16 protein-coding genes are annotated in these 19,289 nt (G+C 28.6%); 11 read left to right on the top strand and 5 right to left on the bottom strand.

Translation table 11 applies throughout. The annotated features are described in order from the left end of the window. Nucleotides 1–6: 6 nt before the first annotated feature. Both LPB03_RS02390 and LPB03_RS02385 read right to left on the bottom strand, forming a co-directional pair. Entirely contained in the window at nucleotides 7–666 is a 660-nt protein-coding gene (locus LPB03_RS02390; protein ID WP_065318056.1) for an NAD(P)H-binding protein, read from the bottom strand. Next, the gene (locus LPB03_RS02385; protein WP_065318057.1) at nucleotides 666–2,288 is read right to left on the bottom strand and encodes an aminopeptidase P family protein; all 1,623 of its coding nucleotides are present in this window, start codon (nucleotides 2,286–2,288) and stop codon (nucleotides 666–668) included. The genes LPB03_RS02390 and LPB03_RS02385 overlap by 1 nt, the downstream gene beginning before the upstream one ends. 132 nt (nucleotides 2,289–2,420) lie before the next feature. On the opposite strand from LPB03_RS02385, the gene gcvT reads away from it, so the two are divergent. The 3 genes from gcvT to LPB03_RS02370 all read left to right on the top strand — a co-directional run bounded on the left by gcvT (nucleotide 2,421) and on the right by LPB03_RS02370 (nucleotide 5,711). Then, entirely contained in the window at nucleotides 2,421–3,506 is a 1,086-nt protein-coding gene (gcvT, locus tag LPB03_RS02380; protein ID WP_065318058.1) for a glycine cleavage system aminomethyltransferase GcvT, read from the top strand. Nucleotides 3,507–3,584: 78 nt separating this feature from the next. After that, the gene (locus LPB03_RS02375; RefSeq protein ID WP_065318059.1) at nucleotides 3,585–4,700 is read left to right on the top strand and encodes an SDR family oxidoreductase; all 1,116 of its coding nucleotides are present in this window, start codon (nucleotides 3,585–3,587) and stop codon (nucleotides 4,698–4,700) included. A gap of 12 nt (nucleotides 4,701–4,712) precedes the next feature. Next, nucleotides 4,713–5,711: a metal-dependent hydrolase gene (locus LPB03_RS02370; protein ID WP_065318060.1), complete on the top strand. Its 999-nt coding sequence runs from the start codon at nucleotides 4,713–4,715 to the stop codon at nucleotides 5,709–5,711. 491 nt (nucleotides 5,712–6,202) lie between these two features. Here the strand turns inward: LPB03_RS02370 and LPB03_RS02365 are convergent, their stop codons facing one another. Next, nucleotides 6,203–7,390, bottom strand: coding sequence for a hypothetical protein (locus LPB03_RS02365; RefSeq protein ID WP_065318102.1), 1,188 nt, complete (start codon nucleotides 7,388–7,390; stop codon nucleotides 6,203–6,205). A gap of 217 nt (nucleotides 7,391–7,607) precedes the next feature. Here LPB03_RS02365 and LPB03_RS02360 point away from each other — a divergent pair, with 217 nt between their 5' ends. Beyond that, nucleotides 7,608–8,972: an acyl-CoA dehydrogenase family protein gene (locus LPB03_RS02360; protein ID WP_065318061.1), complete on the top strand. Its 1,365-nt coding sequence runs from the start codon at nucleotides 7,608–7,610 to the stop codon at nucleotides 8,970–8,972. 154 nt (nucleotides 8,973–9,126) lie between these two features. Here LPB03_RS02360 and ychF read toward each other — a convergent pair whose 3' ends face one another. Continuing rightward, a complete protein-coding gene (ychF, locus tag LPB03_RS02355) occupies nucleotides 9,127–10,218 on the bottom strand; it encodes a redox-regulated ATPase YchF (protein WP_065318062.1) in 1,092 nt (363 codons plus the stop codon). A 284-nt stretch (nucleotides 10,219–10,502) separates the two neighbouring features. Here ychF and LPB03_RS02350 point away from each other — a divergent pair, with 284 nt between their 5' ends. After that, nucleotides 10,503–12,005: a carboxypeptidase-like regulatory domain-containing protein gene (locus tag LPB03_RS02350; RefSeq protein ID WP_065318063.1), complete on the top strand. Its 1,503-nt coding sequence runs from the start codon at nucleotides 10,503–10,505 to the stop codon at nucleotides 12,003–12,005. A 122-nt stretch (nucleotides 12,006–12,127) separates the two neighbouring features. Here the strand turns inward: LPB03_RS02350 and LPB03_RS02345 are convergent, their stop codons facing one another. After that, nucleotides 12,128–12,478: a 4Fe-4S binding protein gene (locus tag LPB03_RS02345; RefSeq protein WP_065318064.1), complete on the bottom strand. Its 351-nt coding sequence runs from the start codon at nucleotides 12,476–12,478 to the stop codon at nucleotides 12,128–12,130. A gap of 69 nt (nucleotides 12,479–12,547) precedes the next feature. Between LPB03_RS02345 and LPB03_RS02340 the strand changes: the two genes are divergently transcribed. From LPB03_RS02340 to LPB03_RS02315, 6 genes are all read left to right on the top strand, one after another. Then, entirely contained in the window at nucleotides 12,548–13,609 is a 1,062-nt protein-coding gene (locus LPB03_RS02340; protein WP_065318065.1) for an acyl-CoA reductase, read from the top strand. 249 nt (nucleotides 13,610–13,858) lie between these two features. Beyond that, the gene (gene serC, locus LPB03_RS02335) at nucleotides 13,859–14,914 is read left to right on the top strand and encodes a 3-phosphoserine/phosphohydroxythreonine transaminase (RefSeq protein ID WP_065318066.1); all 1,056 of its coding nucleotides are present in this window, start codon (nucleotides 13,859–13,861) and stop codon (nucleotides 14,912–14,914) included. A gap of 86 nt (nucleotides 14,915–15,000) precedes the next feature. Continuing rightward, on the top strand, nucleotides 15,001–15,951 hold the full coding sequence (locus tag LPB03_RS02330; protein WP_065318067.1) for a D-2-hydroxyacid dehydrogenase: 951 nt from the start codon (nucleotides 15,001–15,003) through the stop codon (nucleotides 15,949–15,951). A gap of 83 nt (nucleotides 15,952–16,034) precedes the next feature. Then, nucleotides 16,035–17,270 carry a DUF1015 domain-containing protein gene (locus LPB03_RS02325; protein ID WP_065318068.1) on the top strand — a complete coding sequence of 412 codons (1,236 nt, stop codon included), beginning with the start codon at nucleotides 16,035–16,037 and terminating at the stop codon, nucleotides 17,268–17,270. Between the two features lie 117 nt (nucleotides 17,271–17,387). Then, nucleotides 17,388–18,047: a YggS family pyridoxal phosphate-dependent enzyme gene (locus LPB03_RS02320; protein WP_065318069.1), complete on the top strand. Its 660-nt coding sequence runs from the start codon at nucleotides 17,388–17,390 to the stop codon at nucleotides 18,045–18,047. Nucleotides 18,048–18,071: 24 nt separating this feature from the next. Beyond that, nucleotides 18,072–19,151 (top strand): exonuclease domain-containing protein, encoded by a 1,080-nt coding sequence (locus LPB03_RS02315; RefSeq protein ID WP_065318070.1) that lies wholly within the window; start codon nucleotides 18,072–18,074, stop codon nucleotides 19,149–19,151. Nucleotides 19,152–19,289: the final 138 nt, after the last annotated feature.

The raw sequence follows: 19,289 nt of genomic DNA, 5'->3' as shown, positions 1-19,289 counted from the left end.
TTATAATTATGAATTTGCGATTTCTACGATTTCATCAGAACTAAAAATAGCCTGATCTTTATTACTTCTTGCAAGTGTTTGCATACAAGTTGTGATATCTTCTGGATCAATCATTTTGTATTTTTTTAAACCTCCAACAAATAAAGGATTTAAAATACTCATAATTCCTTTGCCAATTCTTTCTCCTAATCTAAACTCTTCACGATTTCCACCAATTAAAGAAGGTCTTAAAATATAGGTGTTTTTAATTTTTTGCTTTAAAACATCACGTTCCATTTCGCCTTTTGTCTGGTTATAGAACGTATTGCTGGTAATATCTGCTCCCATAGAAGACATAACTACAAAAGTATTAATAGTATTTTCTTTAGCAATTTTTGCAGCTTTTACAGGAATTCCATAATCGATTTGCTTGTATTTAGCACTGTCTTTTGTTTTAGCAGCTGTTGTGCCAATGCAACAGAAAACTACATCCCCAGTAAAATCTTCTTTATAATTTTCTAGTTGAAATAAACTGATTAAATGTTGTTCAATTTTGTCAGATTTAATATCTACAGAACTTCTAGAAAATAATTTAATTTTCGAATACGTTGTATCTGCAAGTAATTTCTCTAACAAAATTCCTCCTGTTAAACCTGTTGCTCCTAATATAATTGCTGTTTTACTCATTATTTATCTAAATCTGGTAATAAAAAATCATCCAAAACAGATTTTTTAGCCATCATTTTTTCGATAGCTTCTGTTGTTCTTGGTGCTTCTGCAGATAAGTTTACAGGGCCATTTTTAGTTACTAAAATATCATCTTCAATTCTTATTCCAATTCCCCACCATTTTTTATCACAAGGACTGCCATCTGGAATATAAATTCCAGGTTCCATAGTAACAATCATATTTTCTTCGAAATTTCTATAATTTCCTGGATCATGTACATCTAAACCAATGTGATGTGAAGTTCCATGAGGAAAGTAATTATGTCTTTCATCCACAGATTTTATAATTCCTAATTTATACAAACCTTCGTTCACAATTTTTCTTGCTGCTAAATTTGGAGCAGACATTCCTGCACCAATTTTATACAAAGCAATTCCTGCTTCTTGGGCATCGTAAACAATATCATAAATTTGTTTTTGTTCTTTGGTAAATTTTCCATTGGCAGGAATTGTTCTTGTTACATCTGCTGTATAGCCTCTGTACTCTGCTCCTAAATCCATCAAAACTAAATCGTTACCAACTTTTGTTTGATTATTTTCTATATAATGTAAAATACAACCATTGTTTCCTGCACCAACAATACTTGGATATCCTTCATATTCTGCTCCATATTTTTTATAAACAAATTCGTGAATTCCTTGCAGTTCAGTTTCAGACATGTGAGGTTTCATGGCTTTCATCACTTCAATTTGCCCAACAGCAGAAATTCTTACAGCTTTGGTTATTAATTTAACTTCAGCAGCAGTTTTAACTTCACGCATTGTAGTCAAATTTGCTGATAAAAACGTTAAATCGATATTTGTTTTTGGTTTTAAAGCCAAAGATATTTTCTGTTGATATTCTTTCTTTAATTCGTCTGTAGTTGCAGATTTGTACCCTTTAATTAACTCATCGTTATTAATTTCTGGAGCACGTGAAGCCAATCTATCAATAATATTAATCACATTTGCGCTACTTTCTATAGGTGTTTCTGCAATATTATTATAGACATATTCTTGTACTCTCGATAAATATAAAGAAGGATCGTAACCCGCTTTCATTTTAAAATTTTTCACCAAATTAAAAACATCTGCGCCACCTAAATCTCTATAATCGTCGTTAAATTTTTCGATATAAACCTTGTCAAAACTTTTAAAATCGATGTTAGATTTTAAAAATTCACTGGCATTCATTGCCATTTTAAAGCCTAATTCTTGTTTTGCGCCTTCAACTCCTAAACGTTTTCCATTCCATTGTTCTGCTCTTTCATCTCTTTCTTGCACATATAAAATTTCATTGTAAGATTTACCTTCTTCATCTGTTTGGTTATCAGAAAACAAAACTAAAACACCATTTGGTTCTCTATAACCTGTTAAATAATAAAAATTTGGATCTTGATGAAAAACGTAATCTACATCATTTGCTCTATTTCTTAAAGGGTTTGCAAAAACAACAGTTACCGAATTTTCAGGCATTTTAGAGCGCAAAAATTCACGTCTTTCTTTATGAAATTCTTTCGATAAAAAATCGGTTGGCGTTTGTGCTTGATAGTTTAAACTGATTGTTATAAACAGAATGAATAAAAACTTTAAACTTTTCATAGGTTGTAGATTTTGTTTATGATTTCAAATGTACTATTATTTATTTTTTGAAATATGAATATTAACAGAATTTTAATGCTTAATTATTATGAATTTTTCAATAATTTAGCCAAAAATTAAAGAATTTACACGATGAAAAATATTGCCTTACATAAAGTTCACGAAAAATTAGGAGCAAAAATGGTGCCTTTTGCAGGTTTTAATATGCCTGTTTCTTACAAAGGTATAAATATTGAACATGAAACTGTTAGAAATGGCGTTGGTGTTTTTGATGTAAGTCATATGGGTGAATTTTTAGTTTCTGGCGAAAATGCGTTGGCATTAATTCAAAAAGTAACTTCGAATGACGCTTCTAAACTTCAAATTGGTGATGCACAATATAGCTGTTTTCCAAATGAAGAAAATGGAATTGTAGATGATTTAATTTGTTATAGAATAAAAGAAGATCAATATTTATTAGTGGTAAATGCTGGTAATATTGAAAAAGATTGGAACTGGATTTCTAAATACAATAAAGAGTTTAATGCAGATTTAAAAGATATATCTGATGATTATTCTTTATTGGCCATTCAAGGTCCAAAAGCTGTGCAAGCTATGCAACCTTTATCTACATTAGATTTAGATGAAATTCCTTTTTACAAATTTAAAATTGGTGATTTTGCAGGCATTGAAAATGTTATAATTTCTGCAACTGGTTATACTGGTTCTGGAGGTTTTGAAATTTATTGTAAAAATAGCGAGGTAGAACAAATTTGGAATAAAGTTTTAAAAGCGGGTTCAGATTATGATATTAGACCAATTGGTTTAGCAGCAAGAGATACTTTGCGTTTAGAAATGGGCTATTGTTTATATGGTAATGATATCAACGAAACAACATCGCCATTGGAAGCTGGTTTAGGATGGATTACTAAATTTACTAAAGATTTTGTAAATCATGAAAATTTAGCAAAACAAAAAGCAGAGAAACCTTCAAGAAAATTAGTCGCTTTTACAATGAATGAAAAAGCAATTCCAAGACAAGGTTATGAAATTCTTGATAACAATTCAAATAGAATAGGTACAGTAACTTCTGGAACTATGAGCCCTAGTTTGGGAATAGGAATTGGATTAGGATATGTAAGTACATTATTCACAGCCAAGGATACTCAAATTTATATTAAAATTCGTAAAAATGTAATTCCTGCAACCGTTGTAAAGTTGCCTTTTTATAAAGGATAAAACGAAACTTAAAACTTCACAAACCTTGTGAAGTTTTTTTTATTTAATGATATTGGTATTTTTCAAAATAGAAATAAAATGAATTGTTTATTGACTGGTGGTGGTGGAATTGTTGGAAGTCATATTATATTTGAATGGATTCATAAAGCGATTGTTGAAAAAACGGTAAATCATCTTTATGTAATTATTAGAGATAATGAAAAACCTGCTAAACAACGATTATTAGCTATTCTTCAAGATGATTCTCGACCAAGTTTTTTAAACAAATTCACTTTAAAGGAATGCTTAGAAAAAATTACATTGATTGAAGGGAATTTATCTGAAATAACTAAAACCACCTTAAAAAACTATAATTTTGATACCATTATTCATTGTGCAGGCTCAACAAGTTTGCTGCATACAAATGATTCTAAAGAAATAGTTCACACACAAAACTATTTAATTACCAAGCATCTTTTAAAGGAGTTGCCAAATTCTGTAACTCGTTTTATATATATTTCTACTGCCTATTCTTTTGGTATTCAAAACGAAAAAGTAAATGATAATATTGAAAATTATAAGGTTAGTGATTTTAGAAATCCCTATGAAAAATCTAAGTACGAAAGTGAAGTTTACGTAAAAGAGACTTGTGAGAAAAACAACATCGATTATCAAATTTTAAGACCTAGTATTATTTGTGGACGATTAATTGAAAAGCCTTTCTTTGAAACACCAAAATTTGATGTTTTTTATTCTTTAGCCATGTTTTTATATAAATATGCTGATAAATCAAAAGAAAAATTTAGAATTTGGATTGATACAAAAAGTGGATTAAATATTGTGCCTGTAGATTTTGTTGCAAAATCAATTTTATATGGTTTTTTAAATCCGGCAATCAAAGAAATGAATATTGTAAACCCTAAACAACTACTACACAAGGAATATGTAAATGATTACTTGAAGTATTTCAACATTAATTCTTATGAATTTGTTTCTAAAAAGCCTGAAAATTTAAATGCTTTCGAACAATTGTATTACAAAACTATTGGTAGCCTTTTCGAAAAATATGTTTCCATTCCAGATTTGCAATATCAATCAGAATTTATTTTAAATTTTATTGAAAAATTACAACTGGAAATCAATCTTGGAGTTCATGAAAACTTTATGAACTTGATTCATTTTTCAGTTGAAAAGCAATTTCAGAAAAGTTATTAAATAATTTAAATATTGGATTCTTTAACACAAATAATTTTAGGAGCTGCTGTTGGTGAAGCTGTATTAGGAAGAAAAATAGGCAATAAAGCTATGTTGTATGGAGCAATTGCTGGTACCATTCCTGATTTAGATGTTATTTCTTCTTTTTTTACAGACACTGTTTCTGCTTTAGAAATTCATAGAGGTTTTACACATTCCATATTTTTTTCTATAGTTTTTGCGCCAATTTTGGCCTTTTTAGTCACAAGATTTGAAACCTATAAAAACCTAAAAGATTGGTCTTGGTTATTCTTTTGGGCATTTATTACACACCCAATTTTAGACGCACAAACAACTTGGGGAACACAGCTTTTTTGGCCTTTGGGTATTCGTTTGGCTTTTAAAAACGTTTTTGTAATAGATCCTTTGTACACAATTCCTTTTTTGGTTTTTCTAATTTTGGCAATGCTTCAGAAAAGAGGAACTAAAAAAAGAAGATTCTACAATAATTTAGGGTTAATTATTAGTAGTTCTTATTTAATAATCACTTTAATTTTAAAAGGTTTTGCATATCAAAAATTTAATAAAGAATTGGCAGTACAAAACATCACTTTTAAAACCTTAAACACAAAACCAACACCTTTAAATACTATTTTGTGGAGCGCAAATATTGAAACTGAAGATTCTTTTTTAATTGGGTATTCGTCTTTTTTTGATAAAAATCCGATTCAATTTTCTGAATATCCTAAAAATCATCAATTATTAGGTGAGTTGGAACATCATTCAAAAATGCAAAGAATGATTGCAATTTCTAAAGGCTGGTATACCATCAACAAAAAAAATGATACTTTATATTTTAATGATTTACGTTTTGGAGCCTTAAGTGTACAACCAAATGCCACTAATTTTGTTTTTAAATATAAAATTGAAGTTGATAAAAATGGAACACCTTTTTTTATAGAAGAACCTAAAGAAAAAAGAGATGGTAAAAAATTATTATCAGAATTGTGGGAAAGAATAAAAGGGAACTAGATTTTCTAATCGCAGTTTAAAAGTGTCTTCTTCTATAATTCAAAACTGTAAAGTGTGTTTTGAATAAAACGTTTTAAAACGATTACGAGTCTTTACGAAGCGTTTAATTAGGTATAACCTTTGCAGTTGATTTCTTAGTCTTATTTATTTTATGCATCAATTTATCCACCAACATAAAAAACATAAAAAAAGCAAAAATTAAAACTGAATACTCTACAAATTCAATTGCAAATGATTTTAAAGATATTAGGTTGAAGTATTGAGTTGTCATAATCATATATTTTAGTTACTCAAAAGTACCGTTAATACATGTATAATTATTCTTTTAATATACGAATGGTACGTTTATATCGTTAAATGGAATTTTTTGTAAGATAAACTAATTTTATATTATTAAATTTAATAACTGAAAAGTATATTATTAATAAAAAAGTCGCTATAAACAATTGTTTATAGCGACTTTACTTATTTATTATAACAATAAAATTTCGTTAATTTCTAAATTTATTTCTAGTAATAATGCTCTTTAATCTTAATTTTAAATCTTGACCAGAATCATAAATCATTTGTTCGTTGGTTGGAAAAGGAACAACTCGCAAAGCAATTAAATCTAAAAAAGACGATTCTAAAGCTCTTTTATCTCCTCTGTAATTTGCATAAATATGCTGAAAAGCAAACTCACTTGCTATAGGATATGTTTGTATGGTTTGTTTAGAATTTAAATCTACAAATTTTACTTGGCCTGTAACTTTTGATGATTTGAACTGCGTAAATTGATAAATTTCACAACGTACATTTACCAGTTTATCAACTTTAATTTTATTGCCATCCTTATCTAGAACTTGATTTCCTTTATCATCTAAAAGATATTTAAAGCCATCTACAACTTGCTTTTCTTTAACCAATTCCTTTTCTCTAACTTGTTCTGGAGAAACTTGAATGTTTCTTAAATTTAACTCTAAACCAAAATCATACTTAATATTTGGGTTTTTGGCTCCATGATAAATTGTCCATAAATCATCTAAACCATACGTATCAAAATTTAATAAATCTTCTTCCAATCTTTTAGGAATTACTTTATCAGATTCGTTTTTCATAGAAACAATCACAAAATCTACTCCTCTTTGACGAGCTACGTTCATTAAATTACGAGTGTCTCTAAAGTTTGGGTTTACTTTTTCTAAATATTCCAAATCTTCATAAGCAGTTCTGTAATCAAACTTATTATCTGCTCTAAATAGCTTTTCTACTTTCGCATATAAATAATCTGACAATTGATTTTTATTCGCTATAATTTCATCATCATAATTTACCAGTTGAAAATCAGCATTTTTATTTTGATCTAAAATTGGCAAGGGCAATAAAGGTTTCAAGACCTCTTGCCTATTTTTCAAATCATTATAAAGACTGTAAATAGCTTCTATATTTTGAGGGTTGTTATCCTTTTTCAAAAAATTAATTCGGTCTAAATCTCTTAATCTTGCTTTGTTAAAAGCCTCTTGAAGCATTAAAACATAGGGTTGATTTCCTTTTTTAGTTTTATTCTTTTTTAAATTTTCGATGGCAATATCTATGGCTGTATCGTAATTTCCATTGCTAATTGCTTGTTGCGTTTTTTTTACTGAACTACAAGAAATCAATAAAAAAAAAGATGAAATAATGAGTAGTTGTTTTTTCATAATAGTTAGGTTTAATTTCTTCATTTCAATAGCTATGCCAAAAATATCATTTTTTAATTTATTAAGGAATAAAAAGAAGCAACTTACAAATCAACCTTATTTTTTATTACTTTTAATAAAAGTTTATTTCATGATTTTTACGACTAAAATAATTCTTAGTAGTGTAGAAATCTTTATAAATTAACAAATCTGAAATTTTACACTTAAAAATCATACTATGTCCATATTCAAAAAAATAAAATCTACATTTTCAGTATTAAAATCTGTAGACATTGCTGCAATCGCTAAACTTTCAGAAAAAATAGATTTAGGAGAAGTTATGAAAACTGTTGGAGAACTTGATGATCGACAAATGGCAGGTCTTATGAGAATGCTAAAAACGAAAGCTAGAAAAGGCCAACATAATTTACCTCCAATTGATGGCGACTTTTATGACCTGAGCTTAAAATTGACACCACATCAGCGAGAAATTCAGTTAAAAGTTCGTCAATTTATGGAAAAGGAAATAAAACCTATTGCCAATGACTTTTGGAATAGAGCAGAATTTCCACATCATATTATCCCAAAAATGGCAGCATTAAATGTTTGTGGATTGGCATATCAAGGATATGGTTGTCCAGGAGAAAGTTTTTTAATGGAAGGAATTTTAGCAATGGAATTGGCAAGAATTGATGTTTCAATCTCTACTTTTTTTGGTGTTCATTCTGGTTTAGCCATGGGAAGCATTTATCTTTGTGGAAGTGAAGAACAGAAACAGGAATGGCTTCCTAAAATGCAAAAAATGGAAGTTATAGGTGCTTTTGGATTAACAGAGCCTAATGTAGGTTCTGCTGTTGCTGGTGGAATGGAAACCACGTGTCGTAAAGAAAATAATGAGTGGATTATTAATGGACAGAAAAAATGGATAGGAAATGCCACCTTTAGTGATGTTACTATAATTTGGGCTAGAGAAGAAAAAACGAACGCAGTAAAAGGCTTTTTAGTTAGGAAAGGAAACCCAGGTTATAAAGCAGAAAAAATGGCAGATAAAATGGCGTTACGAACTGTACAAAATGCATTAATTACGTTAACAAATTGCAAAGTACCAGAAGAAGATAGACTCCAAAAATGTGATCATTTTAGTGATACTGCACAAGTACTTAAAATGACACGTGCAGCAGTTGCTTGGCAAGCTGTTGGTTGTGCAAGAGGTGCTTATGAAAATGCATTGAAATACACAAAAAAGCGAGAACAATTTGGCAGGCCAATTGCACGTTTTCAACTTATACAAAATCATTTAGTTGAAATGGTTGCGAATCTTACAGCTATGCAAACGATGTGTTTTAGACTAAGTGAAATGCAAGATGCAGATATTATGACAGATGAACATGCAAGCCTTGCAAAAGTTTTTTGTAGTATGAGAACTCGAGATGTAGTGAGCAGAGCTAGAGAAGTTATGGGAGGAAATGGAATACTTTTAGAATATAATGTAGCTCGTTTTGTTGCAGATGCAGAAGCTATTTATAGTTATGAAGGTACCAAAGAAATTAACTCATTAATTGTTGGTAGAGCAATTACAGGATATAGTGCATTTGTGAGTTAAATTTCAACAATCAAATAAAAATTGAAATTAAGAACCTAACCATACATATAAATTCTAATAAATGAATTTTGAATTAAATAAAAAATCTCAATAATTTCTTATTGAGATTTTTTTATAAATTTATTAGAAGTTCTTATAACTTTAAAAAAAATAATTAAACATTAAATCTAAAGTGCATAACATCACCATCTTTTACAATGTACTCCTTACCTTCTACTCTCATTTTTCCAGCTTCTTTTACTTTAGCTTCAGAACCATAAGTAACATAATCTTCGTAAGCAATTGTTTCTGCTCTAATAAAACCTTTTTCAAAATCGGTATGAATTACACCTGCTGCTTGTGGCGCAGTTGATCCAATAGGAATTGTCCAAGCTCTTACTTCTTTTACACCTGCTGTAAAATAAGTTTGTAAGTTTAATAATTTATATGCTGAACGAACTAATCTAGAAACACCAGCTTCTTCTAAACCAATATCTGCCAAAAACATTTGGCGCTCTTCATAATCGTCTAATTCTGTAATATCTGCCTCAGTTCCTACAGCTAAAACAATCACTTCAGCATTTTCATCTTTTACAGCTTCTCTAACTTTATCTACATAAGCGTTTCCAGAAACAGCAGAATTTTCATCAACATTACAAACATACAAAACTGGTTTTGCAGTTATAAATTGTAATGGTTGTACAAATTCCATTTCTTTTTCATTAAAATCGATGGCTCTTACAGAAACACCTTTTAACAAAGTCTCCTCTATTTTTAGCAAAACTACCAATTCTGCTTGCGCTTCTTTATTCCCTGTTTTTGCAGTTCTTTTTACACGTTCTAAACGCTTTTCTACAGTTTCTAAATCTTTTAATTGTAGTTCAATATCAATGGTTTCTTTGTCTCTAACAGGATCAATAGAGTTATCAACATGAATAATATTATCGTTATCAAAACAACGCACAACATGTAAAATTGCATCTGTTTCTCTAATATTTGCCAAAAATTGATTTCCTAAACCTTCTCCTTTACTTGCTCCTTTTACCAAACCAGCAATATCTACAATCTCTACAGTTGCAGGTAAAACTCTTTCAGGATTCACCAATTCTTCTAACTTTTGCAAACGTGTATCTGGCACATTTACAACTCCTAAATTTGGTTCTATAGTACAAAAAGGAAAGTTAGCACTTTGCGCTTTTGCATTCGATAAACAATTAAATAAAGTTGATTTTCCTACGTTTGGTAATCCTACAATTCCAGCTTTCATTTTCTTTGATATTTAGATAAAAAATGCAAGAACCATTACTTGATTTTTGCGAGTGCAAATATAGTTTTTTTAAAAATAAAAAAATCCGAATTAAATTGACATTTTTATCAATTTTAAATGTTGATGCACCTTTTTAAAAATCGACTAAAAGGAAATTAATTAACTTAATTTAAGTTAACATCTCTTAAAATTCTGATAAAGCTACTCTAATACTTTGTTAAACTTGAAATTTTGATAGTTTCAGCTTTTGAAATTGTTTTACATTTCCCAAAAATTAATCAACCATGCTTAAAAAATTACCTTTTATTTTTCTTTTTTTCTTCGGATGTTTTTCTTTGATTTCTCAAACTATTACAGGAAAAGTTGTAGACAACGTTTCCTTAGAACCTATACAAAACGTGGCTATTATTACGAATTTACAAAGAGGAAGCACTTCTAATATTGATGGAAAATTCACGATTCAAAGCAAAGATTTAGAATCAATTACGTTTTCAAGTTTAGGTTATGTAACCTTAACTTTAAAATTTGATGAATTTAAAAAACTCAATTACACCGTTTTTTTAGTTGAAAAAGTAAATGAGTTAGATGAGATTCAATTGAATTTAGCAAAAATTTCTTTAGATTCTATTTTGATAAAAACTCAAAAAAGCATGAAAGAAAATTATGTTTCTGAAGCTTTACAAAGTAATTTTTATGTGAGAGAAAATAGTTATATCGACTTTAAAAAATTGGAATTAGATTTAGATAAAAGCACGTTATTAACTAGAAAAAAGAGAAAAATAGCTGAACAAGAATTTACAGATTATGCAAACAATCTAAAAAATAGTGATCCTAATTTTTCGAATGAATTTTATGGTAATATCAAAACCAAAAAAGTTTTTTCAGAAAAGATGAAGAAGTTTCATAATTTGGATAAAATTGATACTGTACAAGGTTACAAATCGATGCAAAATAATAAAAAAATTACCATAGAAGATGCTCAAAACGATTTGCAAAACATTGTTTTAAAACACCTTAATAAAAACAAAACTTATAAAGTAAGCTCTGGTTTATTTCCTATTGAAGATTCACTTTCTTTAAAAGAAGTACTTGACGAAGCAGATTCTTTAAAAATTGACAACACTTTTAATAAGTCCTTTGCAATTAGTGGTTTTAACACTGCTAAATATAGAGGGAAGTTTTTTAATTTAGAAAAACAACGAAACTTTTTAAGTCCAAAATATTACGAACATATTTTAGAAACCAATACTTTTTTAGGATCCAAAATGATGTATGTTTTGAACTTTACACCAAGAAAATCAAAATCTAAATACAGTGGTAAAATTTTTATTAATCCAAGAGATTTTACAATTGCTAAAATTGAATACCAATTTGCAGATGGAAAAAGAGGTCAGAATTTAAATTTAAAATGGTTGTTGGGTATTAAAGTTTCAGAAGACATTAATAAAGTAACTTTATTTTATGAAAAAAATAAAGAAAACAAAGTTTACACATCTTATTATAAAGAAACTAGAGGAGTTTATGCCTATGTGCATAGACCTATAAAATTTAAAGAAAATTCGCGCACAAAAAATAAAGTAAAGTTTGATATAAAAATAGAATTAGATACCAAAGAAACTACAGAGGTATTAATTTCTGACGTGTTTGCTATTGAAGCTGAAGAAGCAAAACCTGTAAAAAAAGATACTCCACAAAAACGAGTTGCGCATCTGACTTTAGACACCTATAATAAAACTACCTGGAAAAACAGACAATTAGTTACTGAGTATCTAAAAAAATGGGAATAAAAAAACCTCGAAACTAATCGAGATTTTTTATTCCCATTCAAATGATTTTTTAAAGAGTAAAAAATCTTATTTTTTTATTTGAAACATGATTTTTTTTCGAATTCGTGTTTCAAATAAAATATTTAATCATTGTGCATAAACCTCTGTTTCGCCAATAACTCTTCTTCAGTTTCTACATTGTCATCATCTGGCACACAACAATCTACAGGACAAACTGCAGCACATTGTGGCTCTTCATGAAAACCTTTACATTCTGTACATTTATCTGCAACAATAAAATAAATTTCATCAGAAACTGGCTCTTGATCTTCGTCAGCATTTTTAGTTTTACCATTTGGTAAAACTACATTTCCTTTCAAATCTGTTCCATCAGAATATTTCCAATCGTCTGCACCTTCATAAATTGCTGTGTTAGGACATTCTGGTTCACATGCCCCACAATTTATACACTCATCTGTTATTATAATTGCCATAATTTTCTTTTCTGTTTTTGTACCTTTGCTTCTGCAAAAATAAAGCCAAAATAATAGACAACCAAATAAATGATTAGTATTCAGAATAGAATTTTAGCATTTTCAAAATTAGGGCACTTTTTAAGTCAATTTAAAACATCCGGTTTTGAGAAAAAAGAGAGTATTGTAGATAACATTCTTTTTTTTGAAGGGTTCAAACATCAAATAAAATTAGCACAAGAAAAGAACTCTTGGTTTACGAAAGAAAATATTTTATTTTCTTTAGAGAGTTGGTCTAATGCTTTAACAGAAAACAACCTACAGGCCTTTGTTAATGAAGTAAATATCAATAATAATGCGTCTAAAAATGTAGCAGTTATTATGGCTGGTAACATTCCTTTAGTTGGTTTTCACGATTTTTTATCGGTCTTAATTTGTGGACATTCTGTTATTGTAAAACAGTCTTCTAATGACAAACATTTGTTACCTTTTTTAGCCAAATTTTTAGAATATGTAGAACCTGGTTTTAAAGGGAAAATTACATTTACAGAAGAAAAATTAACTGATTTTGATGCTGTTATTGCAACAGGAAGTAACAATACAGCTCGTTATTTTGATTATTACTTTAAAGATAAGCCAAATATCATCAGAAAAAGTAGAAATTCTGTAGCTGTTATTACTGATAAAGTTACTGATGAAGATTTTGAAAAATTATCAGATGATGTGTTTCAATATTTTGGTTTAGGTTGTAGATCTGTATCCAAATTATATGTGCCAAAAGAGTTTGATTTCAATCCATTTTTTAATGGAATGTTTGCAAAAAAAGAGATCATCAACAATGCAAAATATGCCAATAATTACGATTATAACAAAGCTGTATATTTAATGAGCGAATTCGATTTGTTAGAAAATGGTTTTTTAATGATTAAGGAAGATGAAAGTTACTCCTCTCCTATTGCCACCGTTTTTTATGAATATTATGATAATGAAATCGATTTAAAAATAAAATTGCATCAAGATAAAGAAAAAATACAATGTATTGTTGCAAAGGATTTTTTAGAAAACGAAGTTGCTTTTGGGCAAACTCAACAACCTAGATTAGATGATTATGCAGATGGCGTAAATACATTGGAATTTTTATCATCAATTTAAAATAAAATTAAACGCAAAGAGCGCAAAGTATTTTTGCTAAGTTCGTCAAGGATTATGCTAAAAATATTTGTCACGAATTCACGAATTAAAAATAATTGTGTGGTATTTTTAAAATTTCACAAATTTATTTTTTTAAGTTTTAAATGATAAAAATTCGTGAATTTGTGGCATGAAAAAATAAAAATTTAAGATAAAATTTTCACACAAAACTTTGAATCTTAAACATTAAACTTTGAACCTATTAATAGTATGAAAAAACACAATTTTAGTGCTGGGCCTTGTATATTACCACAAGAAGTTTTACAAAAAGCATCAGAAGCTATTTTAAATTTTAATGATGATGATTTATCGTTAATCGAAATTTCGCATAGAAGTAAACCTTTTGTTGCAGTAATGGAAAAAGCTAGAAATTTAGCTTTGGAATTGTTAGGTTTAGAGAACAAAGGTTACCAAGCTATTTTTTTACATGGTGGTGCAAGTATGGAGTTTTTAATGGTTGCTTATAATTTATTAAACAAAAAAGCAGCTTATTTAAACACAGGAACTTGGTCTGATAAAGCTATAAAAGAAGCTAAGGAATTTGGTGAAGTTGTAGAAGTTGGCTCATCAAAAGACAAAGGATATAATTATATTCCTAAAGGATATTCAATTCCAGAAGATGCAGATTATTTTCACTGTACAAGTAATAATACAGTTGCAGGAACGCAAATAAAATCGTTTCCAGAAACAAATGTTCCTTTAATTTGTGATATGAGTTCAGATATTTTTTCACGTCAATTAGATTTTGAGAAATTCGATTTAATTTATGCTGGAGCACAAAAAAATATGGGACCTGCAGGAACAACTTTAGTCATTATCAAAGAAGAAATTTTAGGAAAAGTAGAAAGACACATTCCTTCTATGTTAAACTATCAAGTTCATATTAAAAGCGATAGCATGTACAACACACCTTCTGTTTTTGCTGTGTATGTTTCTATGTTAACCTTACAATGGTTAAAAGATTTAGGTGGAATTCCGTTTATTGAAAAAGTAAACAATAAAAAAGCAGAGCTTTTATATACTGAAATTGATAGAAATCCGCTTTTTAAAGGAATTGTAGCCAAAGAAGATAGAAGTAATATGAACGCGACTTTTGTGTTAACAGATGAATCTTTAACAGAAAAGTTCGACAAGATGTGTGCAGCAGCAGGTATTAATGGTTTAAATGGACACAGAAGTGTTGGTGGTTATAGAGCAAGCATGTACAATGCTTTGCCACTTTATAGTGTGCAAGTTTTAGTAGATGTGATGAAAGCTTTAAAATAAGAGGTTCAAGGTTTCGTTAATATTCAAAATTTTGAATATTAACGAAACCTTGAATTATAAATTATGAATTTTGAATTGAATTAAGAATGAAAATATTAGCAAACGACGGATTATCAAAAAGCGGAATTGACGCTTTAAAAAAAGGAGGTTTTGAAGTACTAAACGTAAAAGTTGCTCAAAATCAATTAGAAAATTATATTAATGAACACAATATAGATGCACTTATTGTAAAAAGCTTAACAGAAGTTAGAGATGATTTAATTGATGAATGTCCATCATTAAAATTAATTGCTTTTGCAGGTGTTGGCATGGATACTATTGATGTAGATTATGCTATCGATAAAGGTTTGCACGTAATTAATGCTCCAGAAGCTTCAACAGTTTCTGTTGCTGAAATGGTATTTGCTCATTTATTTGGAATGGTAAGATTTTTACATTCTGCCAATAGAGAAATGCCTTTAGAAGGAGATTCTAGATTTAGAGAATTGAAAAAAGCTTATTCTGATGGAACAGAATTACGTGGAAAAAAATTAGGGATTATTGGTTTTGGAAGTATTGGTCAAGAAGTTGCAAAAATTGCCATCGGAATTGGAATGGAAGTAATTGCTATTGATGATAATACTACTTCAGAAAGTATTACTTTAAACTTTTTTAACGGTCAAAAAGTCAATTTTAATATTGAAATGAGTACTAAAAAAGAGTTATTAAAAGAAGCCGATTTTATTACAATTAATGTTCCTGAGCAAGAAGGTTATGTTATAGATACTGATGAAATAGAAGAAATGAAAGATGGAGTTGGTATAATAAACACTTCTAGAGGTAGTAATTTAAACGAAGTTGCTTTAATTACGGCTATTGAAAACGGAAAAATTCAATTTGCTGGTTTAGATGTATTTGAAAACGAACCAAATCCAGAAATTCAACTATTAATGAATCCAGATTTATCTTTATCTCCACATATTGGTGCTGGCACATTAGAAGCAGAGGAAAGAGTTGGCTTGGAAATTGCGAAACAAATTATAGAATTATTAAGATAATTTTTTTCTATTTAAATATCTTCTTAAGACTTAGAATTAAAACCGTATTTGCATACTAAACCTGAAAACTGAACACTAAAAACATGGCCATAATTAAACCTTTTAAAGCTGTTAGAGCAAGTAGAGATAAAGTTGCTTTGGTTTCTTCCAAATCTTACGAAACCTATACTCCTGCTGAATTAGGGGCTAAACTAGATTTTAATCCATACACGTTTTTACATGTTGTAAATCCTGATTATAAGTATTTACAAGAAGTTTCTACTGAAAGAAGATTTCAATTAGTTCAGAACAGATATGCAGATTTTAAAAGGAACAAAATCTTTAATCAAGATACCATTCCTGCTTTTTATATTTATGAAAGAATTGATGCAAATAATACTTTTTGTGGAATTATTGGAGCCACAAGTATCGATGATTATTTGAATAACGTGATCAAAAAACACGAAGGAACGATTCATAAAAGAGAGCGTCTTTTTGAAAAATATTTAAAGATTATCGGTTTTAATGCAGAACCTGTTTTGTTAACGTTTAGAGATGATGAAACTCTTAAAGAAATCATCAATCAAGAAAAAGCTAAAAACCCTGAATATGAGTTTTCTACAACTGATAAAATGTTGCATAAACTTTGGGTTGTAAGTGATGAGAATATCACTCAAAATATAACAAAAGCATTTGCAAAAATAGAAGCTTTATATATTGCTGATGGGCATCATAGAACTGCATCTTCTGCATTGCTGGCTAAAGATTTGGCATCAGAAAATGAAAACCATAATGGAACTGAAGCCTATAACTATTTTATGAGTTATTTAATTCCAGAATCGCAATTAAAAATCTCTGAATTTAATCGTTTTGTAAAAGATTTAAATGGTTTATCTGTTAATGAGTTTCTAGAGAAATTAAGTTTACATTTTGTGATTCATAATCGTGGACAACTTATTTATTTTCCAGATAAAAAACATCATTTTAGTATGTATTTAAATGGCGAATTTTATTCATTATATTTAAAAGAAGATGAATATACGTTTACAAATGCTTTAAGTAAATTAGATTCAGAAATTTTATTTAGAACGGTTTTAGAACCTATTTTAGGGGTAAAAGATTTAACGAATAATGATAGAGTTGGGCATTCTGATAACAAAAAAGATGTTATTTCCATTAAAACAAAAGTAGATTCTGGTTTATATACTGTTGGTTTTAGTTTAACTGCTGTAACCATTGTAGAACTAAAAGAAATTGCGGATGCTAATTTAAAAATGCCTCCAAAAACCACTTATATTCAGCCAAAATTAAGAAGTGGTTTAACTGTTTATGAGTTTTAAGTTTTTTGATAAAAAAAAACATCAGCATAAAAAAAAATTGAAGACACAGAAACATAGAAAACATAGGTTTTTTTAGATTTTTAATTTCAATTAGAATCTCATCGTAAAATAATTTAAATGATTAAAGAAAATATACAAGATTTTAAATCGAAAATACCAGAAAATGTAACACTTGTTGCAGTTTCTAAAACAAAACCAATTGAAGATTTACAGGAAGCTTATGATGCTGGTCAGCGTATTTTGGGTGAAAATAAAATTCAAGAAATGGTGGACAAATATGATGCTTTACCTAAAGACATAAAATGGCATATGATTGGTCATTTACAGAGTAATAAGGTAAAATATATGGCTCATTTTGTAGATTTAATTCACGGAGTTGATAAATTGAAAACCCTAAAAGTTATCAACAAAGAAGCTAAAAAACATGATAGAGTTATTAAGGTTTTGTTGCAAGCTAAAATTGCGAAAGAAGATTCTAAATTCGGACTTTCCTTTAATGAGATTGATGCTATTTTAACATCCGAAGAAATAGCAACTTTACAAAATATTAAAGTAGTTGGTTTTATGGGAATGGCTACTTTTACAGAAGATAAAGAACAACTAAAAGAAGAATTTTCATCGCTTAAAAACTTTTTTGATACACAAAAATCAAAGAATTCTGATCTAGAAATTCTATCTATGGGAATGAGTGGAGATTATCAATTGGCAATAGAAAATGGGAGCACAATGATTCGAGTTGGAAGTTCTATATTTGGCAGTCGTAATTATTATGAGTAAATTTCACAAAAAAAAGAGAAAGAATTGTACGCTATTTTAGATATTGAAACTACTGGAGGTAAATTTAATGAAGAAGGAATTACGGAAATTGCTATTCATAAATTTGATGGACATGAGGTTGTAGATACGTTTATATCGCTTATAAACCCAGAACAACCTATTCAAGAATTTGTGGTAAGACTTACTGGCATCAACAATAAAATGTTGCGAAATGCACCCAAATTTTATGAAGTTGCTAAAAGAATTGTAGAAATTACAAAAGATTGCATTATTGTAGCCCATAATTCTGCATTCGATTATAGAATTTTAAGAACCGAATTCGAACGGTTAGGATTCGATTTTGAGAGAAATACGTTGTGTACTGTAGAATTAAGTCAGCAACTTATTTTAGATCAACCTTCTTACAGTTTAGGAAAACTTACAAAAGCTTTAGGAATACCAATTACAGAAAGGCACAGAGCAAATGGTGATGCTTTAGCAACCATCCAATTATTTAAATTATTATTGGCAAAAGATACCGAAAAAAGTATTATTCAAAGTTCTATTAAATATTTTGATAGAAGACTTGAAAAAGAAAAGCTGAACAATTTGATTAATGAAATTCCAAATGTTTTAGGTATTTTTTATGTGCATGACACCAATGGAAAAGTTATTTTTATTGGAAAAGGTAAAAATATAAAAGCAGAGATTAACAACTTGTTTATTAAAACTACTAGAAGAGCTGTTAAAATTCAAGAAAGAGCTGTATCAGTTTCTTATAATAAAACTGGTAATGAATTATTTACACGTTTAAAATTTTATTTAGAATTAGAATCCATTTCGCCAAAATTTAATTTTAGAAAAACTTTTAAAATTAACGAAGACAATTTTAATAACGATAATTTTATCATTATTGAAAAAGGAAGAGAAATTGAAGAAAACGCTATCATTTTAATTGAAAATAATGTAGTAATCAGTTATGGATATACAAATTTAGCATTTCAAGAAGATAATATTGAAATTCTAAAAACGGTGTTAACATCAATTAAAGAGAATGAAATTGCTAAATCGATTGTAAAAAATTACTTGAACAAAAGTAAAGTAAAAAAAATAGTGCGTTTTTAAAGCTGTGATTTTATATGAAGATGCTAAAATTTATTAGATAAATTAAACAGATTGCTATAGCATAAAGTTCTCATATTATTATCGGAAAAAAAATATTTTATTAGATTGTTACTTATATAAAGTAAGTGATAATTCTAT

Source organism: Polaribacter vadi, assembly GCF_001761365.1.
In the GTDB taxonomy this organism is placed as follows: domain Bacteria; phylum Bacteroidota; class Bacteroidia; order Flavobacteriales; family Flavobacteriaceae; genus Polaribacter; species Polaribacter vadi.
This window is presented reverse-complemented; position numbering and strand designations above follow the sequence as displayed.